The sequence below is a fragment of the Sphingomonas sp. M1-B02 genome (assembly GCF_026167525.1).
Taxonomy (GTDB): Bacteria; Pseudomonadota; Alphaproteobacteria; order Sphingomonadales; family Sphingomonadaceae; genus Sphingomonas.
The window spans coordinates 2,863,527-2,888,781 of sequence record NZ_CP110679.1; the positions used below are offsets into that span (position 1 = coordinate 2,863,527).

The 25,255-nt window shown below is 66.9% G+C and carries 27 protein-coding genes; 11 read left to right on the top strand and 16 right to left on the bottom strand.

The features are described from left to right. The first annotated feature begins 102 nt into the window (after positions 1 to 102). Positions 103 to 1,119 (top strand): sterol desaturase family protein, encoded by a 1,017-nt coding sequence (locus tag OKW87_RS13760; protein ID WP_265540328.1) that lies wholly within the window; start codon positions 103 to 105, stop codon positions 1,117 to 1,119. On the opposite strand, the gene OKW87_RS13765 is transcribed toward OKW87_RS13760, so the two are convergent. Next, positions 1,058 to 1,939 carry an alpha/beta hydrolase gene (locus OKW87_RS13765; protein ID WP_265540330.1) on the bottom strand — a complete coding sequence of 294 codons (882 nt, stop codon included), beginning with the start codon at positions 1,937 to 1,939 and terminating at the stop codon, positions 1,058 to 1,060. The genes OKW87_RS13760 and OKW87_RS13765 overlap by 62 nt on opposite strands. A 97-nt stretch (positions 1,940 to 2,036) precedes the next feature. On the opposite strand from OKW87_RS13765, the gene OKW87_RS13770 reads away from it, so the two are divergent. Further along, complete coding sequence (locus OKW87_RS13770) at positions 2,037 to 2,711, top strand: extensin family protein (RefSeq protein ID WP_265540332.1); 675 nt, start codon at positions 2,037 to 2,039, stop codon at positions 2,709 to 2,711. A 42-nt stretch (positions 2,712 to 2,753) separates the two neighbouring features. Continuing rightward, complete coding sequence (locus OKW87_RS13775; RefSeq protein WP_265540333.1) at positions 2,754 to 3,629, top strand: LOG family protein; 876 nt, start codon at positions 2,754 to 2,756, stop codon at positions 3,627 to 3,629. Between the two features lie 57 nt (positions 3,630 to 3,686). On the opposite strand, the gene OKW87_RS13780 is transcribed toward OKW87_RS13775, so the two are convergent. Then, a complete protein-coding gene (locus OKW87_RS13780; RefSeq protein ID WP_265540335.1) occupies positions 3,687 to 4,379 on the bottom strand; it encodes a c-type cytochrome in 693 nt (230 codons plus the stop codon). A 101-nt stretch (positions 4,380 to 4,480) separates the two neighbouring features. Here OKW87_RS13780 and OKW87_RS13785 point away from each other — a divergent pair, with 101 nt between their 5' ends. Further along, the gene (locus OKW87_RS13785; RefSeq protein ID WP_265540336.1) at positions 4,481 to 5,371 is read left to right on the top strand and encodes a prephenate dehydratase; all 891 of its coding nucleotides are present in this window, start codon (positions 4,481 to 4,483) and stop codon (positions 5,369 to 5,371) included. Between the two features lie 13 nt (positions 5,372 to 5,384). Here OKW87_RS13785 and OKW87_RS13790 read toward each other — a convergent pair whose 3' ends face one another. After that, complete coding sequence (locus tag OKW87_RS13790) at positions 5,385 to 5,756, bottom strand: tRNA-binding protein (RefSeq protein WP_265540338.1); 372 nt, start codon at positions 5,754 to 5,756, stop codon at positions 5,385 to 5,387. 64 nt (positions 5,757 to 5,820) lie between these two features. On the opposite strand from OKW87_RS13790, the gene OKW87_RS13795 reads away from it, so the two are divergent. Then, positions 5,821 to 6,006 (top strand): DUF3008 family protein, encoded by a 186-nt coding sequence (locus OKW87_RS13795; RefSeq protein WP_265540340.1) that lies wholly within the window; start codon positions 5,821 to 5,823, stop codon positions 6,004 to 6,006. Positions 6,007 to 6,034: 28 nt separating this feature from the next. Here the strand turns inward: OKW87_RS13795 and OKW87_RS13800 are convergent, their stop codons facing one another. From OKW87_RS13800 to ung, 5 genes are all read right to left on the bottom strand, one after another. Continuing rightward, complete coding sequence (locus OKW87_RS13800) at positions 6,035 to 6,961, bottom strand: bifunctional riboflavin kinase/FAD synthetase (protein WP_265540342.1); 927 nt, start codon at positions 6,959 to 6,961, stop codon at positions 6,035 to 6,037. A gap of 216 nt (positions 6,962 to 7,177) precedes the next feature. Further along, entirely contained in the window at positions 7,178 to 8,347 is a 1,170-nt protein-coding gene (locus OKW87_RS13805; RefSeq protein WP_265540343.1) for a dipeptidase, read from the bottom strand. Then, on the bottom strand, positions 8,347 to 8,820 hold the full coding sequence (locus OKW87_RS13810) for a dihydrofolate reductase (protein ID WP_265540344.1): 474 nt from the start codon (positions 8,818 to 8,820) through the stop codon (positions 8,347 to 8,349). The genes OKW87_RS13805 and OKW87_RS13810 overlap by 1 nt, the downstream gene beginning before the upstream one ends. Before the next feature lie 44 nt (positions 8,821 to 8,864). After that, complete coding sequence (locus tag OKW87_RS13815; protein ID WP_265540346.1) at positions 8,865 to 10,316, bottom strand: S41 family peptidase; 1,452 nt, start codon at positions 10,314 to 10,316, stop codon at positions 8,865 to 8,867. Positions 10,317 to 10,342: 26 nt separating this feature from the next. Further along, positions 10,343 to 11,050 carry a uracil-DNA glycosylase gene (gene ung, locus OKW87_RS13820; protein ID WP_265540348.1) on the bottom strand — a complete coding sequence of 236 codons (708 nt, stop codon included), beginning with the start codon at positions 11,048 to 11,050 and terminating at the stop codon, positions 10,343 to 10,345. 46 nt (positions 11,051 to 11,096) lie between these two features. On the opposite strand from ung, the gene OKW87_RS13825 reads away from it, so the two are divergent. The 4 genes from OKW87_RS13825 to OKW87_RS13840 all read left to right on the top strand — a co-directional run bounded on the left by OKW87_RS13825 (position 11,097) and on the right by OKW87_RS13840 (position 16,169). Then, on the top strand, positions 11,097 to 12,122 hold the full coding sequence (locus OKW87_RS13825; protein ID WP_265540351.1) for an ATP-dependent DNA ligase: 1,026 nt from the start codon (positions 11,097 to 11,099) through the stop codon (positions 12,120 to 12,122). A gap of 93 nt (positions 12,123 to 12,215) precedes the next feature. Beyond that, positions 12,216 to 15,233, top strand: a complete 3,018-nt coding sequence (locus OKW87_RS13830; protein ID WP_265540353.1) for an isoleucine--tRNA ligase — start codon at positions 12,216 to 12,218, stop codon at positions 15,231 to 15,233. 8 nt (positions 15,234 to 15,241) lie between these two features. Continuing rightward, the gene (lspA, locus tag OKW87_RS13835) at positions 15,242 to 15,763 is read left to right on the top strand and encodes a signal peptidase II (RefSeq protein WP_265540355.1); all 522 of its coding nucleotides are present in this window, start codon (positions 15,242 to 15,244) and stop codon (positions 15,761 to 15,763) included. Beyond that, positions 15,756 to 16,169, top strand: coding sequence for a DUF3035 domain-containing protein (locus OKW87_RS13840; RefSeq protein WP_265540356.1), 414 nt, complete (start codon positions 15,756 to 15,758; stop codon positions 16,167 to 16,169). Before lspA ends, OKW87_RS13840 begins: the two co-directional genes overlap by 8 nt. A gap of 91 nt (positions 16,170 to 16,260) precedes the next feature. Here OKW87_RS13840 and OKW87_RS13845 read toward each other — a convergent pair whose 3' ends face one another. The 4 genes from OKW87_RS13845 to OKW87_RS13860 all read right to left on the bottom strand — a co-directional run bounded on the left by OKW87_RS13845 (position 16,261) and on the right by OKW87_RS13860 (position 18,680). Then, on the bottom strand, positions 16,261 to 17,103 hold the full coding sequence (locus OKW87_RS13845) for a TorF family putative porin (protein ID WP_265540357.1): 843 nt from the start codon (positions 17,101 to 17,103) through the stop codon (positions 16,261 to 16,263). 198 nt (positions 17,104 to 17,301) lie between these two features. Beyond that, on the bottom strand, positions 17,302 to 17,772 hold the full coding sequence (locus tag OKW87_RS13850) for a RidA family protein (protein WP_265540358.1): 471 nt from the start codon (positions 17,770 to 17,772) through the stop codon (positions 17,302 to 17,304). Positions 17,773 to 17,781: 9 nt separating this feature from the next. Then, the gene (locus OKW87_RS13855; protein ID WP_265540360.1) at positions 17,782 to 18,417 is read right to left on the bottom strand and encodes an HAD family hydrolase; all 636 of its coding nucleotides are present in this window, start codon (positions 18,415 to 18,417) and stop codon (positions 17,782 to 17,784) included. After that, on the bottom strand, positions 18,414 to 18,680 hold the full coding sequence (locus OKW87_RS13860) for a DUF3572 family protein (protein ID WP_265540362.1): 267 nt from the start codon (positions 18,678 to 18,680) through the stop codon (positions 18,414 to 18,416). Before OKW87_RS13860 ends, OKW87_RS13855 begins: the two co-directional genes overlap by 4 nt. 36 nt (positions 18,681 to 18,716) lie before the next feature. Here OKW87_RS13860 and OKW87_RS13865 point away from each other — a divergent pair, with 36 nt between their 5' ends. Next, positions 18,717 to 19,109: a response regulator gene (locus OKW87_RS13865; protein WP_265544130.1), complete on the top strand. Its 393-nt coding sequence runs from the start codon at positions 18,717 to 18,719 to the stop codon at positions 19,107 to 19,109. Positions 19,110 to 19,302: 193 nt separating this feature from the next. Here the strand turns inward: OKW87_RS13865 and OKW87_RS13870 are convergent, their stop codons facing one another. Then, a complete protein-coding gene (locus tag OKW87_RS13870; RefSeq protein ID WP_265540363.1) occupies positions 19,303 to 20,097 on the bottom strand; it encodes a thymidylate synthase in 795 nt (264 codons plus the stop codon). A gap of 262 nt (positions 20,098 to 20,359) precedes the next feature. On the opposite strand from OKW87_RS13870, the gene OKW87_RS13875 reads away from it, so the two are divergent. Beyond that, complete coding sequence (locus OKW87_RS13875; protein ID WP_265540365.1) at positions 20,360 to 20,629, top strand: JAB domain-containing protein; 270 nt, start codon at positions 20,360 to 20,362, stop codon at positions 20,627 to 20,629. Here the strand turns inward: OKW87_RS13875 and OKW87_RS13880 are convergent. From OKW87_RS13880 to OKW87_RS13890, 3 genes are all read right to left on the bottom strand, one after another. Next, on the bottom strand, positions 20,615 to 21,385 hold the full coding sequence (locus tag OKW87_RS13880) for a class I SAM-dependent methyltransferase (protein ID WP_265540366.1): 771 nt from the start codon (positions 21,383 to 21,385) through the stop codon (positions 20,615 to 20,617). The two genes, OKW87_RS13875 and OKW87_RS13880, sit on opposite strands and share 15 nt — an antisense overlap. Beyond that, entirely contained in the window at positions 21,382 to 22,509 is a 1,128-nt protein-coding gene (gene prfB, locus OKW87_RS13885; protein ID WP_265540367.1) for a peptide chain release factor 2, read from the bottom strand. The genes OKW87_RS13880 and prfB overlap by 4 nt, the downstream gene beginning before the upstream one ends. Positions 22,510 to 22,633: 124 nt before the next feature. Beyond that, the gene (locus OKW87_RS13890; RefSeq protein ID WP_265540369.1) at positions 22,634 to 25,156 is read right to left on the bottom strand and encodes a penicillin-binding protein 1A; all 2,523 of its coding nucleotides are present in this window, start codon (positions 25,154 to 25,156) and stop codon (positions 22,634 to 22,636) included. Positions 25,157 to 25,255 lie beyond the last annotated feature (99 nt).

Consider the following 25,255-nt stretch of genomic DNA (forward strand, 5'->3'; position numbering starts at 1 on the left):
CGCGTGGCCCGTCGACGGCCCTAGCGGCGGCGGGCGCGAAGTCAACCGTGGAGGGCGCAAGGCTTAACGCTTGGGCAAAGGTGACGGTCTATTGCGGACGCCATGATCGAGGGATTGCGGACCGGATTGGAAGGGCTGCTGGCGGGTGCATGGACCCAGCTTGGCGGGACCCTGCTCATGCCCGGATCGACGCATTCGATCGCGGCGCTGGCGGTGACGCTCGCCTGCTTCGTCGTGCTGGCGGTCCCGCGCGGGCGCAAGCGGCCGGTGCGGCTCGCGGTCTTGCGCCGCGTGCTGCTTCCGCGGCGGCTGTTCGGCAGCGCGTCGGGGCGCACCGATCTGGCCTATTTCCTGTTCGGCTTGCTGTTTGCAGGTGCGCTGGTCGGCTGGGCGGTCTTTTCGGCCGAGCAGGTGCGGCACTTTGCGGCGGGCGTGCTGGGGGCGCCGCCTGCGCCGCGGCTACCGGGCTGGGCGAATGCCCTGATCGCGACGCCGATCCTCTTCCTCGCTTATGAATTCGCCTACTGGCTCGATCATTGGCTGATGCACCGCGTGCCGATCCTGTGGCACTTCCACAAGGTCCATCACCAGGCCGAGAGCCTGTCGATCTTCACCAACGGACGTGTCCATCCGCTCGAATCGATCGGCTTCTACAATCTGGTGGCGCTGATTCTGGGGCTGACCGGCGCGCTGCTCGAACAGGTGCTGGGCGTGGCGACTCCGCTTGCGCTGGGCGGTACGAACCTGCTCATCATGACCGCCGCGATCCTGGTGACGCATCTCCAGCATTCGCATCTCTGGGTCGGCTTCGGCCCGCGCTGGGGCCGGGTGCTGCTGGGCCCCGCGCATCACCAGATCCACCATTCGGCGGACCCGCGGCACTTCAACACCAATCTGGGCAGCAGCCTTGCCCTGTTCGACCGGCTGTTCGGCACCTTCCACATGCCCGCGCCCAAGCGCGAGGCGCTGCGCTTCGGCGTCGAGGATGGCGAGACCGATCCGCATGGCGTGCGCGCGGCATTGTTCGAGCCGTTCGCGGCTTCGGCGCGGAGCCTGGCTAGGGTTTCGATACGGGCTTCCACGCCGCCAGCAGCCCCCGATCCGTCATCCAGTCGGTGATGCGCGCGGGCCAGTTGCGCAAGGACACCATCGGCGTGGTCTCGCCCATGTTGAAGGCATGGCCGCCGGCCGCATACATGTGCAGTTCCGACGAGGCGCCCGCGGCGCGATAGGCGTTGAGCAAGTCGATGATCGGCTGCGAGCAGCAGGCATCGTCGTTGGTTGCGGTCATCAGCAAAGGCGGCGAATCCTTGTCGATCTTCTCTTCGGCATGGAGCGGCCCGGGAAAGACGAGCACACCGAAATCGGGACGCGCCGAAAGGCGGTCCACGGCATCTCCCTTGCCGGGCGCCGGCAGCGGCGGGCTGAGCAGGGTCACCCGCGCCAGTTCGCCGCCGGCGGAGAAGCCGACCACGCCGATCCGTTTGGGGTCGAGCTTCCATGTGTCGGCGCGGCTGCGGATCAGCCGCATCGCGCGCTCCGCATCCTGGCGGGCATGTTCGAACTTGTACGGCGAATCGGTGCCGCGGAAGAGGCGGTAGCGCAGGACGAAGGCGGCGATCCCGCGCTCGTTGAACCAGCGTGCGGCATCATTGCCCTCGCTGGTGATCACCAGGAATTCGTGCGCGCCGCCCGGCATGAGCACCACCGCAGCGCCGGTCTCGCGCCCGGCGCGCGCGGGGAAATAGGTGATGCTGGGATCGTTGATCGGCTTGGTCCTATAGGCTTCCGACTGCTCGGGGATCGACTTGCGGCTCTCGAAACCTGGCGCGCCATCGGCCCAGAGCGCGATGCGTTGCGGCGCGGGCGGCGGCTGCTGGGCGAGGGCGGGCCCTATCAGGGCAAGCGCCGAGCACAGCATTGCGAGCAGTCTGACCATATGCCTCCCCCGTTTCGTCGCAATGGTAGCGCTACCAGCATGCGTGTCAAACCGCTCGCCTTGCACGCCTCGGGTCGCGGCTGGTAGGCCAGCCGGGATGCGGATATTTGCGGCTCTGCTCCCCTTCGCGCTCGCCAGCTGCATCTCCGGCGGCGACGGTGTGGACGATCGTCCGGCGCCGATCCGCGAACGTGTCTCGGGGCCGATCACCCTCAACGGTCCGACCCGGCGCGAGACGCAGCAATGTTACGCCGATCTGTCGCGCGAGGAAGTGCGCTTCTCGCCGCTGCCCGATCGCGATTTCGGCAGCGGCTGCATCGTAACCGGGGCGGTCGAATTGCTCGACATCGGCGTGCCGGTCACCAGCCTCAAATCGATGCGCTGCCCCCTGGCGCGGACCTTCACCGCCTGGGTGCGCTATGCCGTCGCCCCGGCGGCCAAGCAGATATTGGGGAGCGAGTTGGTGCGCGTCGAGAGTTTCGGCACCTATTCGTGCCGCGGCATCATCGGCAACGGCGCCGCCTCGAGCGCACGCATCTCCGAACATGGACTGGGCAATGCTGTCGATGTGGGCGGCTTCGTACTCGCCGACGGGCGGCGGATCCGGATCGAGACGCACTGGCGCTCGAATGACCCCGAAGTCCGCGAATTCCTGCGGGTGATCCAGCAATCGGCGTGCAAGCGTTTCCGCACCGTCCTAGGCCCCGATTACAACGCCGCGCACTACAACCATCTCCATCTCGACATGGGACGCGGCCCCTTCTGCCGCTGAGCGCATTTGCAGCCGCGCGGCATTGCTTCTAAGCCGGGCCAAATGAGCAACGACACCCGCGTACCGAGCCGCGTCTTCCGCCCTGCCCAGGAGGAAGCGGAAAGCGCCAACACCAATAGCGGCACCCCCCAGACCGAGCATCCCGCCTATCGGCTCGCCTTCCAGGACATGGATTTCCTGCTGCGCGAGGATCTGCGCCCGGTCCGCTTCCAGCTCGAACTGCTCAAGCCCCAGCTGATCCTAGACGCGGCGAAGATCGCTTCGACCTTCGTGGTCTATGGCTCGGCGCGGATTCCCGAACCATCAAAGGCGCAGGCGCTGCTCGAGCTGGCGGACACGCCGCAGCAGAAACTGATCGCCGAGCGGCTGATCGCGAAATCGCATTATTATGACGTTGCGCGCGAGCTCGCGCAGATCGTAAGCAACTTTCCGCTGGATGAGGCGGGGAAGCGCCACTTCGTGGTGTGCTCGGGCGGCGGGCCGTCGATCATGGAAGCGGCGAATCGCGGCGCGCAGGACGTCGGCGCCGATTCGGTAGGGCTCAACATCGTCCTGCCGCACGAGCAGGCGCCGAACCCCTATGTGACCCCCGGGCTAAGCCTGCAGTTCCACTATTTCGCGCTGCGGAAAATGCACTTCCTGCTGCATGCGCGCGCCGTGGCGGTGTTCCCCGGCGGGTTCGGGACGTTCGACGAGAGTTTCGAGCTGCTGACGCTGATCCAGACCGGCAAGATCGATCCGATCCCGGTGCTCTTCTACGGCAAGGAATTCTGGCAGCGCGTCGTCAATTTCGAGGCGCTGTGCGAGGAAGGCGTGATCGGCCCGCGCGACCTGGAGCTGTTCCACTTCGTCGAGACGGCGGAGGAAGGCTGGGAGATCGTCCAGGACTTCTGGCGCGACAAGGAAGCCAAGAGCTAAAGCCACTCAATCTCACGCCGCCATTCCTGCGAATGACGGCGTGAGGCCGGATCGATATCAGTGCGTGGCGTTGGGCGTGACGCCCTTTTCCTCGGCCTGGATCGCATTCTGCTTGCTCTGCGCGGGCGTGCCCTGGCCGGGCGTCGCCTGGTTCGAGATTTCGGCCGGATCCGCGCCCTCGGCGACATTCGCCTGGGCTTCGGCATCGGCCGCGGGCTCTGCCGCCGGCGCGGTCGGCAGCGGCAGGTTCGAGCCCTGGCTGTTGAGATAGGCGATGACGTTCGCGCGGTCCTGCGGATTGGCGATGCCCGCGAAGGTCATCTTGGTGCCCGGCGCATATTTGCGCGGGCTTGCCAGCCAGGAATCGAGCGCGTCGAAGGTCCAAGTGCCGGGAACCGCCTTGAGCGCGTCCGAATAAGCGAAGCCCGGGACATGACCATGCGCCTTGCCGACGCTGGCATAGAGGTTCGGGCCGATGCCCGACGCGCCGCCCTGGTTGATCGTGTGGCAGGCGGTGCACTGCTTGAACACGTCCGCGCCCTTGGCGACGTCGGCACTGGCGAGGCGAGTCGCGATCGGCAGCACCGCGGCAGCGCCCTCGCCACCGGTTTCCTCGACGCCTTCGATGGCATAGCCCATCTTCTCGGGGCGTTCGGAGTGAAACACCATGCCGCTCACGATCGAGAGGCTCAGCGCCGCAATGCCGCCTGCCAATGCCCAGCCTGCAATCGTATTGAAGCGATCGTCCATTTTGCGCCCCTGAGGAAAAGTCGTCCGCCCTTTAGAGTGCGGTTTTTCCTATCGCAAGCGCGGCTTGCCCGCAGAAGCATAGGCGGCTAGCCCGCGGCCCCATGGAGAATTTCGCAAGCCCTGCGCGGCCCATCGTCGCGAACATGATGGCGGCAGCCGCTGCCGAGCCGGCGCGTGCGGTTGCTTTCCAGGGCGCGCCGGGGGCAAATTCGCATATCGCCGCGCTCGAAGCCTTTCCCGACGGACTGCCGCTGCCCTGCTTCTCGTTCGAGGATGCGATCGACGCGGTGCGCGACGGCCGTGCCGATTGCGCGATCATCCCGATCGAGAATTCGCTCCACGGCCGGGTCGCCGACATGCATTTCCTGCTGCCCGAATCGGGGCTGTCGATCACCGGCGAGCATTTCCTGCCGATCCGCTACGCGCTGATGGGCATGGGGACGCTGGCGCAGGTGCGCGAGGCCATGAGCCATCCGCAGGCGCTGGGCCAGTGCCGGCAGTGGCTCAAGGCGCATGGTATCGCCCCGGTCGCCTATCCCGATACGGCGGGCGCCGCCGCGGTGGTCGCCGAACTGGCCGATCCGGGCGTCGCGGCGCTCGCGCCCCCAGGCGCCGCGGCGCTCTACGGGCTCGAGCAGTTCGCCACCGACCTGGCCGATGCCGCGCATAATATGACTCGCTTCGTGGTGCTGGCGCGGGGCGCGGGTGCGCCGAGCGGCGACGGGCCGTTCATGACCACCTTCATCTTCGAAGTGAAGAATGTCCCCGCCGCGCTCTACAAGGCGCTGGGCGGCTTCGCGACCAATGGCGTCAACATGACCAAGCTGGAAAGCTATCAGCGCGGCGGCAGCTTCGCGGCGACCGAATTCTATGCCGACATCGTCGGGCGGCCGGGCGACCCCGCAGTCGACCGCGCGCTGGAGGAATTGCAGTTCCACACCAAATGGACGCGCGTGCTGGGCACCTATCGGCAGGCCCGAGCCCGGCCCTGAGGGGGCCGGATCGTCAAAACAGACGTCCGCCGTCCGGCACGGCCGTGCCGGGTTGAACGAGGACGACCTTCCCCTCGGCATCCGGAAAACCCAACGTCAGCACTTCGGACATCACCGGCCCGATCTGCCGCGGCGGGAAGTTGACGACCGCGGCGACCTGCATCCCCACCAATTGCTCCAGCGCGTAATGTTCGGTGATCTGCGCCGAGGAGCGCTTGCGGCCGAGCAGCGGGCCGAAGTCGATCAGCAATTTGTAAGCGGGCTTGCGCGCCTCGGGAAAGGGCAGCGCCTCGACGATCGTGCCGACGCGGATGTCGACCGCCAGGAACTGGTCGAAGCCGATCGTATCGGCGGGGGCAGCGGCGGGATCGGGGATCAGATGCATCACTCACTCGCGGGAACAGGCAGACGGGTCCCCCGGTTGATACTGCGCAACCGAGGAGATGCCCATGCCCGCCAAATCCGCCGCCCAGCAAAAAGCCGCAGGCGCCGCTCTGTCCGCCAAGCGCGGCGATGCCCCCAAGTCCGCGCTCAAGGGGGCGTCGAAGCATATGGAAGAGTCGATGACCGAGAAGGAACTCGACGAAATGGCGTCGACCAAGCGCAAGGGAAAGCCCGAGCATGTGAAGGATTGAGTCCGGCCGCGCCGCGGACGGTTCGGGATCAGGCGTGCAGTGCCGCGCGTGCCGCCGCCGCGTCCGCGTCCATCTGGACCGTCAGCGCCTCTAGCGACTCGAACTTCGCCTCGGGCCGCAGATAGTCGATCAGCGAGACCTCAATCGCCTGGCCGTACAGATCGCCGGCGAAATCGAAGAAGTAGCTTTCGAGCAGCTCCACCGGCGGATCGAAGCTGGGGCGGATGCCGAGATTCGCCACACCCTCTAGCATGCGCCCGTCGGCGAGCCGCCCGCGCACTGCATAGATGCCATAGGCCGGGCGCAGATAGTTGCCGAGCCGCTGATTCGCGGTCGGATAGCCCAAGGTGCGGCCCAGCTTGGCGCCATGCTCGACCATGCCCTCCACCGCGAAGGGCCGGGTCAGCAGCCGCGCCGCGTCGCGCGGGCGGCCTTCGCGCAGATGCGCGCGGATGCTGCTCGACGAGACGGTGAGGCCATCGAGCATCACCGGCGGCTCGACTTCGACCGAGAAACCGAGTTCCCCGCCCAGCGCCGCCAGCATCGCGACATCGCCCTGCCGCGCCTTGCCGAAGGTGAAATCGCCCCCGGTCACGACCCCGCCCGCACCGATCGTCGCGACCAGCCGCTCCTCGGCAAAGCCGCGCGCGCTCAGTGCGGCCAGCGCCGCGTCGAAGTGGAAGACCAGCATCGCATCGGCGCCGGCTTCGGCGAACAGGCGCTGGCGCTGGTCGAGCGTGGTGAGGCGGAAATGCTCGGTCTGCGGCTGGAAATAGCGCTGGGGATGCGGATCGAAGGTGGCGACGATCGCCGGCCGCCCCTCGGCACGCGCGCGCGCCACGGCGCGGCCGACCACGGCCTGGTGCCCCGCGTGAAATCCATCGAAATTGCCCAGCGCGACGATGCCGCCGCGAAGCCGCGCGGGAACCGCCGAGCTGCCGTCCAGCCGCTCCATGGCGCGGCCTATAGCAGGCTGGATGGGGGAGGCGAGGCCATAACTCCTTCTCCCCTTGTGGGAGAAGGAAGGGGCCCGCTCGCGCAGCGAGTGGGAAGGATGAGGGGGACTGAGACACACTCCCCCTCACCCTTCCGCCGACTAACGTCGGCTCCCTCCCGCATCGGGTAAACAGCGCCCCGCGCCGACCCGATGCGCCCACAAGGGGAGAGGGACTTAGTTGGGCACGATCCCCGCCGCGACGACGCGCAACACATTGCCGCCCATCACCTTGCGGATCTCGTCGGGCGTGAACCCCTTGTCGACCAGCGCCTGCGTCACCGCGGCCAGCTGCGCCGTATCGAACGCCGTCGTCACCGCGCCGTCGAAATCCGACCCCAGCCCGACATGATCGACCCCGACCAGATCGCGGACATGCGCGATGGCGTTGGCGATCGAGGCGGGCGCGGTCGAGCAGATCGCCGCATCCCAATAGCCGATGCCGATCACCCCGCCGGTCCGCGCGACTCCGCGTATCTCGTCGTCGGTCAGGTTGCGGTTGACCTGGCATGTCGCCTGGACGCCGCCGTGGCTGGAGACGACCGGGCGGCGCGCCATCTTGAGGATTTCCGCGACCGACTGGTGGCTGGCATGGGCGATGTCGACGATCATGCCGAGCCGCTCCATCCGCCGGACGACCTGGATCCCCAGCGGCGTCAGCCCGCCTTTCTTCACCCCGTGCATCGATCCGGCGACTTCATTGTCGAAGAAGTGGGCGAGCCCGGCCATGCGGAACCCGGCGGCGTGGAGCTTGTCGAGATTTTCCAGCTTGCCCTCGATATCCTGCAGCCCCTCGACCGAGAGCATGCCGCCGACCGCCTTCCGTCCGGCAGCGCGATCGGCGAGCAGCGCCTGCAGTTCGGCGGGGGTGCGGATCACGCGCAGCTGTCCGTTCGATTCGGCCGCGGCGCGATGGAGCTTCTCCGAATGCCATAGCGAGCGCTGGAGCAGCGAGGTCCAGGTGCGCATCGGCTGGAGCTGCGCGACGGCGAGCAGCGTGATGTTGTCACTCTCCGCGCCGTTGGAGTCGTAGTTCTGGCCCTTGGGAGTCTTGGTGACCGAGGAGAAGATCTGCAGCGCGACATTGCCGTCCACCAGCCGTGGCAGATCGACTTGCCCGCGATCCGCGCGATCGAGCAGGCTGCGCCGCCACATCAGCGTATCGCCGTGCATATCGGCGATCTGGAGCGAGGCGTGGAGCGCGCGGGTCTTTTCGCTGACCGTGGGCATGGGCGCCGCGACGACGACCTTGTTCATGCTGCTCTCGACCATCGCCGGGAGGATGGTGAAGAAGCCGATCACGGCGAGCAGGAGCAGGGCGCCCAGCCCCCACAGGAATTTCCGCATTACAGCCGCTCCAAGGTTACGAAGCTGTAGGCGGGTCGCCCCGCTTCGCCGGCATGTTCCTCGCGCGCAGTCTCGCGCCAGTCGGGCCCGAAGGCCGGCACCGTCGCGTCGCCCTCGGCATCGAGATGGACTTCGGTGAGCTCGATTCGTTCCGCCCGATCGAGGAACAGCGCGAAGACCTCCGCGCCGCCGATCACCGCCACGTCGCCGTCCCCTGCCAGCGCCAGCGCTTCTTCGGGGCTATACGCGATCTCGGCGCCCTCGGCGCGCCAATCGCGGTCGCGCGTGAGGACGATGTGGCGGCGACCGGGGAGCGGGCTGGGGAAGCTCTCGAAGGTCTTGCGCCCCATCAGCATCGGCTTGCCCATGGTCTGCGCCTTGAAGCGTTTTAGGTCGGCGGGCAGGTGCCAGGGCAGTTTGCCGTCGCGGCCGATCACGCCATTGTCGGCGCGTGCAAGGTGGAAGATGATCACGATGCGATCATGATCGACCCGCGCGGGCGGAGCAATCCCGCAGGCTAGAAGACCCCCGGCGCCTCGCGCTGGACGGTGCTCGGCCGTTCGGGTGCGAGCAGTTCGGTCGCCGCCGTGCTCCTCCGCACCGCGAGCGCCACCGCCCCGCTCGATGCAAGCGGGCTGCAGCTGCGCCCGGCGAGGAAGTCGAGCGCGGCCCTGGTCGAGGCTTCGCGTGGATCGCCGAGCGGATAGGCGATGTCGTCCCCGGCGCGGCAGCTCGCCTCGACCTTGGTCGCCAGGCCGTCATAATAATCGCCCTGCCGCTGCGAATTCTGCGTCGCGAAGGCGATCACTCGCAGCCGATCGTCGCAGGCGGAGCGATCGATCGCGATCTGCCCTACCGGCTTGCCATAGGTGTTGGTGCCGATCAGCGCAGCGTTGGCGTGGAGATAGGGGATGAAGGCGTTGATCACGAATTCGCTCGCCGAGGCGGTCCCGCCTGTACCGATGAAGGCGATCCGCGTCGGCGCGATCGATTCGGCGGCGGGCTGGAACAACAGCGTCTCGCCCTCCGCCGCCTTTTCGGGGCGGAACGCCATATAGCCGAACACGTCGCTCGCGGCGCGATTGCGCCCGAGCAGATCGCCCATCAGCTGCGCGACCGAGACCAGCCCGCCGCCATTGTAGCGGAAATCGACGATCACTTCGGTGATCCCCTCCGCGCGGAACTGGGCGAAGGCAGTGCGCAGCGCCGGGTTCGCCGTCGAGATGAAGGTGCGAAGGTTCACATAGCCCACCTGCCGCGCGCCGTCGGTCAGGATCTTCGCGCCATAACGCGGCGATACGGGCAGCAGGGCATAGTCCGCCTTGGCGACCGTCACATCGCGCGTGCCGGCGTTGTCGCTGATGCGCAGGACGCGCGTCGTGCCGGGCGTGTCGGGGCCAAGCGCGTTGGCGACGCCGGCCGAGCCCTCGCTGCCGAGGATCGTGCTGACTTCGCGCAGGTTCGCGGCGGTCGTGCCGATCGCGACGATCTCGGTGCCGCGATCGATCCCCGCCGCCAGCGCCGGTGCCCCCTCGAACGCCTCGGCGACCAGGACGCGGCGGGCCCCGCCGTCATAGCTCAGCCGGAAGCCGAAACCCGCGGTCGCGCCCGAGGCGTAATAGGCATTCTCCTCGGCGATCGACGTGACATAAGTGAAATAGCGGTCGCGCCGCTGGCCGCGCGCGGTGGCGGTCAGCGCGTCGACATAGCTTTCGAGGTTCGGATAAGGCGCTGGATCGAGGCCGGCGGGCAGCGTTTCGGGGAAGAGATACCATTCGCGCATCTGCGCCGCGACCCAATCCTGCCGATCGCGCAGGGTGCAGGCGGTCGTGGCCGGGGGTGTCGGTGCCGGTGTCGGCGTAGGCGTAACCGTGGGTGGCGCCACGACCGTTCCGCCGCCGCTACTCCCGCCGCCGCACGAAGCCAGGATCAGGCTTGCACCCAGGAGAGCGGAGAGGGGCTTGCGCATCGCGGTTCTTTCGAAGTTTCAATTGCTTAGCAGATGTCGACCCCCAAGGGTAGCGCCCAGTCGATCGTGCCGCGACCATGGGCGTCGAGGAAGGCGTTGGCCTGGGAGAAATGGCCGCAGCCGTGGAAGCCGGTGTAAGCGGAAAGGGGCGAGGGATGGGGGGCTTTGAGTAGCAGATGCCGCCCGCCTTGCTGAGTCGAATCCACGTTCGCCGCCTTTTTCTGGGCATGGCTCCCCCAGAGCAGGAATACCATCGGCTCGGGGCGGGCATTGACCTGCGCGATCACCGCATCGGTGAAGCGCTCCCAGCCGCGGCCCTGGTGCGACGCCGGCTTGCCGCTCTCGACGGTCAGCACCGAGTTGAGCAACAGCACCCCCTGCCGCGCCCATGCTTCGAGGAAACCATGCGGCGCCCGGGGAATGCCAAGATCGCGCTCCAGTTCCTTGTAGATGTTGACCAGGCTCGGCGGCGTGCGCGTGCCCGGCTGGACCGAGAAGCACAGGCCATGCGCCTGCCCCTCGCCATGATAGGGGTCCTGGCCCAGGATCACGACGCGGACCCGATCGAGCGGGGTGAGCTCCAGCGCGCGGAGCCAGTTCGCCTCGGCCGGGAAGATGCGCTTTCCCGCCGCTTGCTCGGAGGCGAGGAAGCCGCGGAGCGCAGCCATGTACGGCGCTTCGAATTCCTGGCGCAGCGGCGCGTGCCAGCTCCGGTGCAGCTTGCTCTCCTCCATGGCCCCGCATCTCGCAACCGCGGGGAGAGGTCAACGTTGAGCAGGGATGAGCGACAGCGCAATGGAGCCGATGGAGGCAAAATCGGTCGATTCGCTCCCCGACGGCCCGGGCTGGCAGTTCGAGCCGAAGTGGGACGGCTTTCGCTGCTTGGTCTTCAAACAGGGCGATACCGTCGAACTCGTCTCCAAATCGGGCAAGCCGCTGGCGCGCTATTTTCCCGAAGTCGAAGCGGCGATCGCGGCGCTGCCGGTGAAGCGGCTGGTGCTCGACGGCGAATTGCTCATTCCGGTCGGGCCGAGCCTGTCGTTCGATTCGCTCCAGGCGCGGCTGCATCCGGCGGAGAGCCGCATCCGCAAATTGTCGGTCGAGACGCCGGCGCGGCTGATGCTGTTCGATTGCCTGTGGGGTGAGGAAAGCCTGGCCGATCGCCCGCTGGCCGAGCGGCGCGCGGCGCTAGAGGCCTTTTACAAGCGGTATCGCTCGGAGACGCTGCGGCTGTCCCCCGTCACCGCGGACCGCGCGACCGCGCAGCGCTGGCTCGATGTGGCGGGCGGGGCGCTGGACGGGGTGATCGCGAAGCGGCTCGACGATTCCTATCAGCCGGGCGTGCGGGCGATGCGCAAGGTCAAGCGGCTGCGCAGCGCGGACTGCGTGGTCGGCGGCTTTCGCTATTCGGCGAAGAAGCGGGAAGTCGGATCGCTGCTGCTGGGGCTGTATGACGAGGCCGGGCTGCTCCACCATGTCGGCTTCACCTCGGGGCTGGCGGCGGTGGACCGGCCGGCGCTGACCGCGCAGCTCGAGGCGCTGGTGGCGGCGCCGGGGTTCACCGGCGACGCACCGGGCGGGCCGAGCCGCTGGGCGACCGAGCGTTCGACCGAATGGCAGCCGCTGCGGAGCGAATTGGTGGCTGAGGTGCGCTACGACCATGTCACCGGGCGGCGCTTTCGGCACGGCACCGGTTTCCTGCGCTGGCGGCCGGACAAGAGGCCCGACCAGTGCACGATGGCGCAATTGGGGGAAGAGGCCAGCCCGGCGATCGTCGAAGCGGCGTTGCGGCCGCTTGGTGCCTGACGCGGAGCCCGCGCCAACTAATTCTTCCTTCCGGAAGCCAGCGCCCACATAGGGATGACTTTCCACCCCCCCTCCGCTAATCGGCGCGCACCCATGACCGACGCTCAAGAAACCCCGCGCGACTGGCGCGACACCGTCTTCCTTCCGAAGACCGACTTTCCTATGAAGGCCGGCCTTGCCGCCAAGGAACCCGCGATCCTCGCGCATTGGGAGAACATCGGGCTCTACGCCAAGCTGCGCGAGCAGCGCGCCGGCCGCGAGCGCTTCCTGCTCCATGACGGCCCCCCTTATGCGAATGGCGACATTCACATGGGGCACGCGATGAACAAGATCCTCAAGGACATCGTCGTGCGCTCGCAGACCCTGCTCGGCAAGGATGCGCCCTATGTCCCCGGCTGGGACTGCCACGGGCTGCCGATCGAGTGGAAGGTCGAGGAGGCCTATCGCGCCAAGAAGCTCAACAAGGACGAAGTCGATCCCGTCGCCTTCCGTGCCGAATGCCGGGCCTATGCCGAGAAATGGGTGGCGGTGCAGCGCGGCCAGTTCGAGCGGCTCGGCATCATGGGCGATTGGGACGATCCGTACCTCACGATGAAGTTCGAGAGCGAGGCGACGATCGTCGGCGAGCTTTTGAAGTTCGCCGAGAGCGGCCAGGTCTATCGTGGCGCCAAGCCGGTGATGTGGTCGCCGGTCGAGAAGACCGCGCTGGCCGAAGCCGAGGTCGAATATGAGGACGTCGTGTCGACGCAGATCGACGTGGCGTTCGAGATCGTCGAGGCGCCGAACGCGCCCGAGCTGGTCGGCGCGCATGCGGTGATCTGGACGACGACGCCCTGGACGATTCCGGTGAACCAGGCTTTGGCTTATGGGGCTGAGATCGAGTACGCATTTGTCGATTGCTGGCTGACTGCTGGTGGTACCGACGATCAGGACTTCGAAGGCGTCTCCGGCAAGGCGATGGCCCGCGTGTGCGAGCAGCTTCCGTGGTTTAGAAATGGGCCGCGTTTTGTCGTGGCGATGAATCTAGTCGCCTCGTTGGCAAAGCGTCTAAACGACCTACTTGCCAAAGTGGACTTGTCTGATCTTGGCATTGAGGGTGCCGCCTTCGTTCTTGAACACGTGACGAACGATGATGGCCAGCCGTCGCCACTCAGCAGCTTTAAAGGTTCTGACCTCGCTGGCGCTGTCGCGCGCCATCCGATGCACAAGCTCGGCGGGTTCTTCGCCAAGCCACGCCCATTCCTGGACGGATCGAGCTTCGTCACCACCGAGGCCGGCACCGGGCTCGTCCATATGGCCCCCGATCATGGCGAGGACGATTTCCTGCTGTGTAAGGCCAACGGCATCGATCCGGTGTTCGCGGTTGACGGCGCGGGCATGTATCGCGCCGACTGGGCCTGGCTGGGCGGGCAGGGCAGCGTCATCAACAAGAAGTTCGTCGCCAGCGACGGGCCGATCTGCAGCGACTTGCGCGAAGTCGGCGCGCTGCTCGCGGCGTCGGACGATTTTTCGCACAGTTATCCGCATAGCTGGCGGAGCAAGGCCAAGATCATTTTCCGGGCTACGCCGCAGTGGTTCATTCCGATGGATGCGCCCAAACCCGTCACCCCAGCGAACGCTGGGGTCTCAGGCGATGGCGCGGCGCAGGAGCCGCATGAGATGCCAGCTTCCGCTGGCATGACGGCTGGCGGCAACGCCCCTACCCTCCGCGAACTCGCGCTCGATGCGATCGAGCGGACGCGCTGGGTGCCGGAGCGGTCCACCAACCGGATCCGCTCGATGGTCGAGGGGCGCCCCGATTGGGTGATCTCGCGCCAGCGGGCGTGGGGCGTGCCGATCGCGCTCTATGTGAACCGCGCGACCGGCGACTATCTGCGTGATCCGGCGGTGAATGCCCGCATCCTCGAAGCGTTTCGCGCCGGCGGGGCGGATGCCTGGTTCCAGGCGGACCATCAGGCCCTGCTCGGCCCCGACTACCGCCTCGAAGACCATGAGGTCGTCAACGACATTCTCGACGTGTGGTTCGACAGCGGCTCGACCCACGCCTTCGTGATGGAAGCGCGGTACGGCGAGGGCGTGCGCGCCGATCTCTATCTCGAAGGCTCGGACCAGCATCGCGGCTGGTTCCAGTCGTCGCTGCTCGAATCGTGCGGCACGCGCGGGCACGCGCCCTACAAGGCGGTGTTGACTCACGGCTTCGCGCTCGACGGCAAGGGCAAGAAGATGTCCAAGTCGCTCGGCAATGTGGTCGATCCGCTCAAGATCATCGGCGAGAGCGGCGCGGATATCCTGCGTTTGTGGGTCGCCCAGACCGATTATTTCGAGGATGTCCGGATCGGCAAGGAAGTGCTGGCGGGCACGGGCGATACCTATCGCAAGCTGCGGAATACCTTCCGTTATCTGCTGGGGGCCTTGGAAGGTTTCGAGGACAGCGAGAAGCTGCCGGTCGCCGAGATGCCTGAGCTCGAACGCTATATATTGAGCAAGCTGGCGACGCTCGACGCCGAGCTAATGGCGGCGGCGAGTGATTTCGAATTCAACCGCTACAGCCGCGCGCTGACCGATTTTGCCAACGAAGACCTCTCGGCCTTCTTCTTCGATATCCGCAAGGACTCGCTCTATTGCGACGCCCCCGGCGACCCCAAGCGCCGCGCCTATCGCACCGTGCTCGACATCCTGTTTCACGCGCTGGTGCGCTATGCCGCGCCGATCCTTGCCTTCACCGCCGAGGAAGCGTGGCAGGCGCGCTTCCCGAGCGAGGACGGCTCGGTGCACTTGCTCGAATGGCCCGAATTGCCCAAGGGCGCCGCCAGCCACGCCGATTGGTCGGCGATCCGGGCATTGCGCGTCCAGGTAACTGAGGCGATCGAGCCCTATCGGCGCGACAAGCTGGTCCGCTCGAGCCTCGAAGCCGAAGTCACCGCGCCCGATCTCCCGCTTGCCGCCGACGAGCTCGCCGAATTGTTCATCGTCTCCAAAGTCGATCCGGCCGATGCGGTCACGGTAACGCCAACCCAGCGCCTTAAATGCGGCCGATGCTGGCGGCATCTTCCCGAGGTTGTGATCGACGGCGCGCTGTGCGACCGCTGCACCGAGGTGGTTGGAGCATGAGCGCGACGATGAACAGGATGCGTTGGACCGGGCTGCTGGTGGCGGTGCTGGTGTTCCTGCTCGACCAGTGGACCAAATATTATGTGACCGGCCCGCTGGGGCTGAACGTGCAGGACGCGTCGATGACGGTCCTGCCCTTCTTCGGCCTGCGCTTCGTCAAGAATGTCGGCGTATCGCTGGGGCTGCTGCCCGCGACGGGAGATGCGATGCGCTGGGCGCTGGTCGCGCTGACGGCCGCGATTGCCGGCGGCGTGCTGTGGTGGATGCTCAAGGAGCGCAAGACGCCCGATGTCGTCGCGCTGGGGCTCGTGCTCGGCGGCGCGCTGGGCAATATCCTCGATCGCACGCGCCTTGGCTATGTCGTCGATTTCGCCGATCTGCACTTTGGGGCATGGCGCCCCTTTTTGGTCTTCAATGTGGCCGATGCAGCGATTACCATCGGCGTCGTGATCCTGTTGATCCGCGCCTTGTTCGTGCGCGATACGCAGGCCGTGCCGCCTGCTCCTGTGGAGAATGAAGTCAATGCGTAAGCTGATCACTTTGGCCGCGGGCGTCGCGCTCGCCGCTACGCTCTCCGCCTGCGGCAAGAGCGGCTACGACCGCGCCCGTCCGGACGAATTCGCCGTCGCGCGCCAGGCGCCGCTGGTGATCCCGCCCGATTTCTCGCTGGTGCCGCCGCAGCCGGGCGCTCCGCGTCCGCAGGACACGACCGCATCGAGCCAGGCGCTCGACGCGCTGTTCGGCGGATCGCAGGCGCGCAGTGCCTCGGAGAATGCGACGCTCGACGCGGCCGGCCGCACCAATGCCGAGCCCGGCGCACGCTCGACCGTGGGCAGCCCCGGCACCAACGTCGTCGACAAGGGCCAGACCACGCGCGACATCGTCGCGGCGCCGGAGGGCGACGGCCAGGCCGCGCGGACCAGCACCCCGCAATAAGCCTGCGGGCTCAAGCACGAAAAGGGGCGCAGCCGGCCGGCTGCGCCCCTTCTGCTGTGTCGCGCCGGCCCCGAGGGGCCGGCATGTGCGATCAGAAGGCGGCGGTGAGCGACACCACGACCGTACCGTCGGCGATCGAGCCGCCGGTGGTCTTCTGGAAGTTGGGCAGCAGATAGGCGCTGTCCGCGTTGCTGATATCGGTATCGATATAGGAAACGCCGAGCACGAGCCCCTTGTAGGTGAGGTCGGCGCCGAGGGTCCAATCCAGATAGCTGCCGGTCGGCGCGACGCTGGTGCCGTTCGGGCCAAGGCCGCTATTGCCGTCCGAATAGCCGAGATGCGCGCGCAGGCTGATCGGCGAGTTGGGAACGCTCACCACCGCGTCGCCCGACAGATAGAGGTTATCCTCCTTGTCGCCCGGCGCATCGGGGATGCCTGCGGCAGAAGCTGCTCCGGTAAAATAGACGCGGCCCAGGGCTTCCTGCGACGGCGCGTAGAAGACCGATGCGGTCAGCGCAGCCGGCCCAAGCGTGCCCGACAGCTTGACATAAGGCTCGACGAAATCGGTCTCGTCGAGGCCGCCCGGATACATGTACCAGGTGGCGCCGACATCGAGCGTCACGCCCTCTGCCACCGGCAGCTTGTAGCCGGCGAAAAGATCGAGCTCGCAATTGCAGCCCAGGAAGGTGCCCCACCCGGACAGGTTCGAGCCCCATACGCCGGCATAGAGGCCGCTTGCGTGCGAGACGGTGACGCCGGCCTGGACCGCGAGTTCCTTGTCGGTCTGCGAGACGCCACGGAAGCGATAGTCGCTGGCGATGGTCGCGCTACCGGAAACCGTGATGTCCGAGGGCGGATCGGTTTCGTCCTGTGCCATTGCAGGCGTGGCTATGGCGAGCAGCAGCCCGCTGGCGGCGATGAGTGCGTTGCGCATGGAAATACCCTTTCTATGTAAACGAAGGGTTCCCACCTGCTGCCGACGGCACCGCATCTATCGCCCCCCGGGCCATGCGCAGCTGTCTGTCGACCTAACAACATTGCCGGATTGCGCTGCGCTGCACAACATTATTTGCTGCACCATGCAGGGATGGTCAGGGAGTGTTGCGGTTACGCAACAGAATTGTTTCCATGGTTACCGGGTCCGGATCGCGACGATCGCGTCGACTTCGACCGCGGCATTGAGCGGAAGCACGGGCACGCCCACCGCGCTGCGGGCATGGCGGCCGGGCTCGCCGAACAGCGCCTGCATGAGCTCCGACGCGCCGTTGGCGACCTTGGGCTGATCGGCGAAGCTGGCTGCCGAATTGACGAACACGCCCAGCTTCACGATCCGCTCGACTCGGGACAGGTCGCCGTCGAGCGCCTTCCTGATCTGCGCGACGAGCATCAGCCCGCAGCGCTGTGCCGCCTCGACCCCGTAAGCCAGATCGCGATCCTCGCCGAGCCGGCCGGTCATGACCGCGCCGTCCTTGAACGGCAGCTGCCCCGAGATATGGAGCAGCCCGCCGGCCTCGACCGCCGGGACATAGGCCGCGACCGGGGCGGCGGCTTCGGGGAGGGTGAGGCCGAGCTCGGCCAGTTTCGCGTCGATTGCGGCTGTCATGGCCGGCGATCAACCATTCGCCGCGTCGGCGGTCAAGCCCTGCGCGAAGCGCGCCTCGATCCAGGCCTGCGCCTCGCGCCAATCGTCGATGCGGGCGTGGGCATGCGGGGCGGGAGGAACGTCCGGCGCGAGGCTGGGCTCGGCGATCATGTGGAGGCGGTGGACCGAAGGGGCATGTTCGGCGACCGACGCGTGGTGGACCGCGAGATCGTCGACGAACACCGTCACCGGCCCGCCCATTTCCGCGACCAGCCGCGCGACCGGCGCGCCCTTGGGGCCCTGGTTGCACTCGACTCGGTGAGCGATGCCGTGGGTGGCGAGCTGGGCGATGCGGTGCGGGCGGCAATGATCGCCCAGATTGGTGAGGACGATGATGTCGGCGCGCTCGGCCAGTGCCGCGAGCGCCTCGCGGGCATGCGGCACCAAGGTCTGGCGCTCCATCTCGTGCGGGAAGAAGCCGTCGAGCAGCGCCCACATCTCCTTCTGCTCGACGAGGCTCTGGTCGGCGCGACGGCGCATCGAGGTGGCGAAATCGCCGCCATTGGGGGTGAAGTCGATATCATGCGCCTCGTCGACCCAGGCGCCGAAATGGCGGACCATGTGGAGCAATACTTCGTCGCAATCGGTGATCAGCAGGGGCTTCATGCTTGCTCCAGGGCAATGCGGGCCGCGACCAGGGCGGCGGGTTTGACGTCGAGCGCGTCGGCGCAGGCGAGCAGATCGGGCTCGTAGGATTCGAGGAAGCCGAGCGTGGCGGCGAGCAATTGCGGCTCGCTGGCGCGGTCGCGGAGCCCGGCGGGATCGAGCCCGGTGAGGTCGAGCAAGCGGGCGGCGCGGGCGGAATCGCCCAGCGTCCATACCAGCGCCTGCAGCGCCAACGCCTCGGCGTTTGTCTCGCGCGACGCCATCGCCTAGAATATGTCCAAGGTCATAGGGTGGTGCGCGTGGCAAAAAGGGTGCTCGTTGTCGAGGACAACGAACTTAATCTGAAGCTGTTCTGCGATTTGCTGCGCGCGCACGCCTTTTTGGTGGAGCCGGTGAACGACGGCCGCGACGCGGTTTCGCGCGCGCGCGCCTTCCAGCCCGATCTGGTCGTGATGGACATCCAGATGCCGCATGTCAGCGGGCTCGACCTGATCCGCGAGATGAAGCTCGACGCCCGGCTGCGCGCGATTCCGGTTATGGCGGTGACGGCCTATGCGGGGCGCGAGGACGAGGAGCGGATCCGCAGCGCGGGGGCGAACGCCTATGTGTCGAAGCCGATCTCGCTGGCGCGGTTCATGGAGGAAGTGCGGGCGCTGGTGCCCAGTGATGTGGTGGAGGCTGGCGGCTTATAGGAAAATCAGCGCCGCTCGCGGAGGTACTTCGCGATATCGTGGAGCTTGCTGCCGATATAGAAGAGCATGCCGACGACGACGCTGCCCCACAGGATTAGGATAATGGGGGGGATGTTGTTCATATGCGCTCCTCTTTGTTTAGTCGCGCGGCGGCCGGTCTCCTTGCCAACGCCAAGCCGCATCGGCGCCAAACTCAGACCGCCACCGGCGCCTTGATATGCGCTTGCGCCTCATACCCCACGATAGCGAAGTCTTCATACTCGTACGCGTCGATCGACGGCGCCCTGCGGAGGATTTCCAGCCGCGGCAGCGGGCCGGGTTCGCGCGCCAATTGCTCGCGGGCCTGGTCGAGATGGTTCGCGTAGAGGTGGCAATCGCCGCCCGTCCAGATGAACTCGCCGACTTCGAGCCCGGCTTGCTGCGCGAGCAGATGGGTGAGCAGCGCGTAGCTGGCGATGTTGAACGGCACCCCCAGGAAGATGTCGGCCGAGCGCTGGTAGAGCTGGAGCGAGAGCTTGCCGTTCGCGACATGCGTCTGGAACAGGCAGTGGCAGGGTGCGAGCGCCATCGCGTGGAGTTCGCCGGGGTTCCAGGCGGAGACGATCTGGCGGCGCGATCCCGGGTTGGTGCGGATCGTCTCGAGCAGTTCGGCGATCTGATCGATGTGGCGGCCGTCGGCGGCCTCCCAATCGCGCCATTGCTTGCCGTAGACCGGGCCGAGCTCGCCATTCTCGTCGGCCCATTCGTCCCAGATCTTGCAATTGTTCTCCTGCAGCCAGCGGACATTGGTGTCGCCGCGCAGGAACCAGAGCAATTCGACGATGATCGAGCGGATGTGCAGCTTCTTGGTGGTGAGCAGGGGGAAACCCTCGGCCAGATCGAAGCGCATCTGGTGGCCGAATACCGATAGGGTGCCGGTGCCGGTGCGGTCCATCGTCTCGGCGCCATGGTGGAGCGCGCGGGCCATCAGATCGAGATATTGACGCATCGCGGTAGCCTAGCCGGGGCGGGGGCGATCGCCAAGCCGGGCGCGGGCTATCTCCGAAATGGAGTGACTTATCGCCGGATCGGATCGGGATGGGCTTCGGCGCGCGAGGCGGGGATGGCAGCCTTGCTGCCATGCTGCCAACCGAGCTCTTGCCCAGACCGCGGCGGCTCGCCGATCCCGCCGCGGCCGGCGCCTTATTCGCTCCGCTGGCGAACGAGCCGACCGAAGTGGCCGCGTTCGTATATCTGGGGGGGAGCAGGAGGTGCTGGGCATCCGCCATGCGCGCTCCTGCTCGGTGGACCGGCTGGTCCTGCCGATTCGCGAGGTTGCCGCCGATGCGCTGGCGTTCGACGCGCGCGCGGTGGTGATGGCGCACAACCATCCGAGCGGCGATCCGACCCCGAGCGCGGCGGATCGCGAGGCGACTCGGCTGCTCGCCCGTGCGCTGGAGGCGATCGAGGTGCGGCTGGTCGATCATCTCGTGATAGCGGCCCGCGGGATCACCAGCTTTCGCAGCCTAGGGCTGCTCTGAGCCCTCGCCCGGCTGGAGCGCGGCGGGGGTGGCGATCGCGCCGCTCTTGCACGCCTTGATCGTGCCGGGCTCGGGGCGTTCGCCCTGCGGGCTGAAGATCGCGAGATAGCCGCCCGCCGAGGGCATCGGCCGCCGTGATACGAGGCGATAGCCGACCGCGGCGAACTCGCATTCGAGCAATTCGGGCGGAGTGCCATGATGCTCGGTCGGGCGGTTGGCATCGACGACGATCACCTGTCCGTCGGCGGTCAGCGAGGGGCGGAGCCGCCAGAGAAATTCGTAGGGGCTCTCGATCTCATGATACATGTGCACCATCAGCACGCGGTGGAAGCTGCCCTCGGGCAGGCGCGGGTCGGCGGGGAGACCGAGGCGGACGCTAACATTGTTGAGCCGTTCGCGCACGACACGGGTGCCCAGTTTCTCGATCGTGTCGGGAACGATATCCTCGGCGACGACGCGCCCCTTGGCGCCTACCCGCTGGCCGAGCCGGATCGTATAATAGCCCTCGCCCGCGCCGATATCGGCGACGGTCATGCCGGGCCTGATTCCGGCCAGGTTCATCACCCGGCCAGCCTCGTTCAGGCGATCGCGCGCCTCCTCCGTCGACCATCGCGCCGAGACGATCGTCGCGACCGGACGATCGGCCGCGGGAAAGCCGGTATTCTTGGCCTGGACGCGATTCTCGCCCGTCGAGGCGGGGCTGCCGTCGCACGCGACGATCAGCAACGCCGTCAGCAAGGCGAGGGGTGGCCTCAATCGACATCCTCCACTTCGACCGTTTCGCCGGTGACGCGCTGCGACAATGCCGCGGCCATGAACGGATCGAGTGCACCGTCTAGCACGTCGCCCGGCGCGGTCGAGGTCACGCCGGTGCGCAGGTCCTTGACCATCTGATAGGGCTGGAGAACGTAGGAGCGGATCTGGTGTCCCCAGCCGATGTCGGTCTTGGCGGCGTTTTCGGCGTTCGCGGCCTGCTCGCGGATCTGCAGCTCGCGTTCGTAGAGGCGCGCGCGCAACTGGTTATAGGCCTCGGCCTTGTTCTTGTGCTGGCTGCGCTGATTCTGGCACTGGACGACGATGCCGGTGGGGATGTGGGTGATGCGCACCGCCGAATCGGTGGTATTGATATGCTGCCCGCCGGCGCCGGACGCTCGATAGGTGTCGATGCGCAGGTCGCTCTCATTATATTCGACGTTGATGTCGTCGTCGATCACCGGATAGACCCACACGCTGGAGAAGCTGGTGTGGCGCCGCGCGGCGCTGTCATAAGGCGAGATGCGGACCAGGCGGTGGACGCCGCTTTCGGTCTTGGCATAGCCATAGGCATTCTCGCCCTTGATCAGCAACGTCGCCGACTTGATGCCGGCCTGCTCGCCGGCGTGGAAGTCGATCAGCTCGACCTTCATGCCGCGGCGCTCGGCCCAGCGGGTATACATGCGCTGGAGCATGCCTGCCCAGTCGTTGCTCTCGGTGCCGCCGGCGCCGGCATTGATCTCGATATAGGTGTCGTTGGCGTCGGCCTCGCCCGAGAGCAGCGCCATGACCTTGTCGCGCTCGGCGCGCTCGGCGAGAGCTGCGAGCGCGGCGGTGCCTTCGTCGGCCATCTGCGCGTCGCCCTCGGCGTCGGCCATTTCGATCAGCTCGGCGGTGTCCGAAAGCTCGCTCTCGATTGCGCGCGTGGCGCCGATCGCCTCGTCGAGGCGGCGACGCTCGCGCATCACGTCCTGCGCGGCCTTGGCGTCGTTCCACAGCGTCGGATCCTCGACGCGCGCGTTGAGCTCGTCGAGCCGGCGCAGCGCGCGATCCCAGTCGAGGAAGCGGCGGAGCAGCGCCAGCGCGGCGTTGATCTTGTCGATATGGGCCTGCGCTTCGGCGCGCATTGTAAAACCTTTCAGAACATTCCGTCATCCCGGCGGAAGCCGGGATCCAGGGCAACAAGCGGTTCGCCTTGGACTCTGGATCCCGGCTTTCGCCGGGATGACGATATAGGGTGCATTGCGCGCGCTAGTAGATTCCGCCCTCGCGTTGCAAGAAATCGCGCTCGCCCTGGTTCGCGGCCTTGGGCGCGGTCTTGCGGACGACGGCCTTTTTCTCGGCCTCTTCCTGCTGGTCGCGGCGGCCGCGGCGCGGTTCGCTTTCGGGCTTGAAGGCTTCCCAGATCACCGAGGCGAGCGGATCGCTGGTCGGCCAGCCGCCGAACACGCGTCGGCCACTCCCCCGATCGACCCGCGCCATGCGGATTCCCGCGGGCGCAGTGAAGGGCAATTTCTCCATGCCTTCGAAGGCGGGCTTGGCGAAATCCTTGAAGATCGGTGCCGCAACGGTGCCACCCTGGACATAGCCGCCGAGGTTGGTCGGCGTGTCATAGCCGAGGTAGAGGCCGGCGATCATCTGCGGCACGCCGCCTACGAACCAGACATCGGTAGGGCCCGACGTGGTGCCGGTCTTGCCCATGATCGGGCGGCCGAGATCGCGCAGCACGGTGGCGGTGCCGCGCTGGATCACGCCTTCGGTGATATGGACGATCTGATAGGCGCTCATCGGCTCGATCACCTGGCGAGCGCGGGTGACCGGGCGGGGCATCGGGCCGCGATCCCAATCGGGGGCGTTGCACTTCTCACAGGCGCGCCAGTTCTCGGGCCAGATCACCTCGCCGCGGCGATCCTGGACGAAATCGATCAGCGAGGGGGTCAGCGCGCGACCGTGATTGACCAGGATCGCATAAGCGTTGACCATCCGCATCACCGTCGTCTCGCCCGCGCCCAGCGCGTAGCTGAGATAGGGCGGGGACTTCTGCTTCGAGATGCCGACGCGCTGGATCAGGTCGACGACCTTGTCCATGCCGATCTGGTTGGCGACCTGGACCGTCATCAGGTTGCGCGATTGCTCGACGCCCCAGCGCAATGTCTTGGGGCCCGCGCCGCGCATGTTTCCGAAATTGCGGAAGCATTTCTGGCCGAGATTGGCGCCCTGCCAGACGCAGAAGGGGCCATCGACGACGATCGTGGAGGGGCTGAGCCCCTGTTCCATCGCGGCGGCATAGACCAGAGGCTTGATCGTCGAGCCGGGCTGGCGCTGCGCCTGGGTGGCGCGATTGAACGACTGGATGCGCGAGTCGAACCCGCCCTGCATCGCCAGCACCTGGCCGGTGCGGGGATCCTCGACCACCATCCCGCCCGAGATGCGCGGCACGCTGCGCAGCGCGAAGGTGCCGGCGCTTTCGGGGGCGACGACCAATATGTCGCCCGCTTCGATCGCGTTGAACGCCTCGCCGCCCTTGCCGCGGACCGGCATCGTCGCCGCCCAGCGGGGAAGCCGGCCGGTGGTGCCGTCATCAAAGCCAAGCTGCCACGAATCGCCTTCGCGGGCGATCGCCACGGCGGCGCGCCAATTCTCGTAATCGACGCCGATATTGGTGTTGAGGAAGGGCTGGAGCCAGCCGCGCGCGAGGTCGAGCGGCTTCTCGTTCAGCGGGCCGCTCCAGCCGCGGCCGCGCTCGAGCCGCAACAGGCCGTCGCGCAACGCCTTCTGGGCATATTGCTGAAGCCGCGGATCGAGTGAGGTGCGCACCCACAGCCCGCCGCCATAGACGCTGTAAGGTCCCGCCGCGTTGGTCTCGCCGAACTTGTCCATCAGCTGGCGACGGACTTCCTCGACGAAATAGCCGCCGACGCGCTCGAACTTGGGAGTCTGACGCGGCACGGTGCCCAGCGGCGCGGCGCGCGCCGCGTCGCGCTCGGCGGGGCTGATGAAGCCATTGTCGGCCATCTGCCCGAGCACCCAGTTGCGCCGCTCGATCGCGCGTTCGGCGTGGCGATCGGGATCGTAATTGGCCGGGCCCTTGGGCAGGATCGCGAGATAGGCCATTTGCGGCAGCGTGAGTGCGTCCAGATCCTTGCCGAAATAGGCTTCGCTCGCCGCCGCCACGCCGCCGGCGTTGCGCCCGAGTTCGATCGAATTGAGATAGAGTTCGAGGATCTGCTCCTTCGACAGCGTATTCTCGATCCGCCAGGCGAGGATGCCCTCCTTGGCCTTGCGGACATAGCTGGCTTCGTTGCCGACGAGCAGATTCTTGGCGACCTGCTGCGTGATCGTCGACGCGCCGACCGGGCGGCCGCTGCTGGTCAAATTGTTGATCAACGCCGAGATGACGCCGGGAATGTCTACGCCGTGATGGCTGAAGAAGGTCTTGTCCTCGGCGGAGAGGAAGGCGTGGACCAGCTGCTTGGGATATTCCGGATAGCTCAGCTGGACGCGGCGCTCGCGCGCATAGCTGTGGATCGGGGTGCCGTCGTACGAGCGGACATTGGTGGGCAATGGCGGCTCATAGCTGCGCAGCGTGTCCACCGAGGGCAGATTGCGCGCGATGAAGATCCAGATGAGCAACAGCCCGATCCCGCCGAGCAGCGCCAGCAGCGCCAGCGAGCGGAACCACCAGCGGTGTCGCACGCGCGCGAAGAATCCGCGGACCCCGCCGATCTCGCGCGTGATCCGCATCTTGAAGCTGGAAATGCTGCCGTCCGCCATTTGCCGCGCGGTGTAGCAACTTTCTCGGGGGATGAAACCCGATCAGAACGTCCTCGAAACCAACTCGTCCGTTTCGCCTCGATACCGACCCTCGCCGGA

Bases quoted from the DNA above. Each gene is read 5' to 3' on its own strand.
- OKW87_RS13855 (WP_265540360.1), bottom strand. From the start codon at position 18,417: ATGAAGCCCCTGCTGATCACCGATTGCGACGAAGTATTGCTCCACATG.
- OKW87_RS13775 (WP_265540333.1), top strand. From the start codon at position 2,754: ATGAGCAACGACACCCGCGTACCGAGCCGCGTCTTCCGCCCTGCCCAG.
- OKW87_RS13795 (WP_265540340.1), top strand. From the start codon at position 5,821: ATGCCCGCCAAATCCGCCGCCCAGCAAAAAGCCGCAGGCGCCGCTCTG.
- OKW87_RS13825 (WP_265540351.1), top strand. From the start codon at position 11,097: ATGAGCGACAGCGCAATGGAGCCGATGGAGGCAAAATCGGTCGATTCG.
- OKW87_RS13850 (WP_265540358.1), bottom strand. From the start codon at position 17,772: ATGACAGCCGCAATCGACGCGAAACTGGCCGAGCTCGGCCTCACCCTC.
- OKW87_RS13870 (WP_265540363.1), bottom strand. From the start codon at position 20,097: ATGCGTCAATATCTCGATCTGATGGCCCGCGCGCTCCACCATGGCGCC.
- OKW87_RS13770 (WP_265540332.1), top strand. From the start codon at position 2,037: ATGCGGATATTTGCGGCTCTGCTCCCCTTCGCGCTCGCCAGCTGCATC.
- prfB (WP_265540367.1), bottom strand. From the start codon at position 22,509: ATGCGCGCCGAAGCGCAGGCCCATATCGACAAGATCAACGCCGCGCTG.
- OKW87_RS13765 (WP_265540330.1), bottom strand. From the start codon at position 1,939: ATGGTCAGACTGCTCGCAATGCTGTGCTCGGCGCTTGCCCTGATAGGG.
- OKW87_RS13785 (WP_265540336.1), top strand. From the start codon at position 4,481: ATGGAGAATTTCGCAAGCCCTGCGCGGCCCATCGTCGCGAACATGATG.
- OKW87_RS13815 (WP_265540346.1), bottom strand. From the start codon at position 10,316: ATGCGCAAGCCCCTCTCCGCTCTCCTGGGTGCAAGCCTGATCCTGGCT.
- OKW87_RS13780 (WP_265540335.1), bottom strand. From the start codon at position 4,379: ATGGACGATCGCTTCAATACGATTGCAGGCTGGGCATTGGCAGGCGGC.
- OKW87_RS13860 (WP_265540362.1), bottom strand. From the start codon at position 18,680: ATGGCGTCGCGCGAGACAAACGCCGAGGCGTTGGCGCTGCAGGCGCTG.
- OKW87_RS13845 (WP_265540357.1), bottom strand. From the start codon at position 17,103: ATGCGCAACGCACTCATCGCCGCCAGCGGGCTGCTGCTCGCCATAGCC.
- OKW87_RS13805 (WP_265540343.1), bottom strand. From the start codon at position 8,347: ATGCGGAAATTCCTGTGGGGGCTGGGCGCCCTGCTCCTGCTCGCCGTG.
- OKW87_RS13760 (WP_265540328.1), top strand. From the start codon at position 103: ATGATCGAGGGATTGCGGACCGGATTGGAAGGGCTGCTGGCGGGTGCA.
- ung (WP_265540348.1), bottom strand. From the start codon at position 11,050: ATGGAGGAGAGCAAGCTGCACCGGAGCTGGCACGCGCCGCTGCGCCAG.
- OKW87_RS13890 (WP_265540369.1), bottom strand. From the start codon at position 25,156: ATGGCGGACGGCAGCATTTCCAGCTTCAAGATGCGGATCACGCGCGAG.
- OKW87_RS13840 (WP_265540356.1), top strand. From the start codon at position 15,756: ATGCGTAAGCTGATCACTTTGGCCGCGGGCGTCGCGCTCGCCGCTACG.
- OKW87_RS13800 (WP_265540342.1), bottom strand. From the start codon at position 6,961: ATGGAGCGGCTGGACGGCAGCTCGGCGGTTCCCGCGCGGCTTCGCGGC.
- OKW87_RS13830 (WP_265540353.1), top strand. From the start codon at position 12,216: ATGACCGACGCTCAAGAAACCCCGCGCGACTGGCGCGACACCGTCTTC.
- lspA (WP_265540355.1), top strand. From the start codon at position 15,242: ATGAACAGGATGCGTTGGACCGGGCTGCTGGTGGCGGTGCTGGTGTTC.
- OKW87_RS13790 (WP_265540338.1), bottom strand. From the start codon at position 5,756: ATGCATCTGATCCCCGATCCCGCCGCTGCCCCCGCCGATACGATCGGC.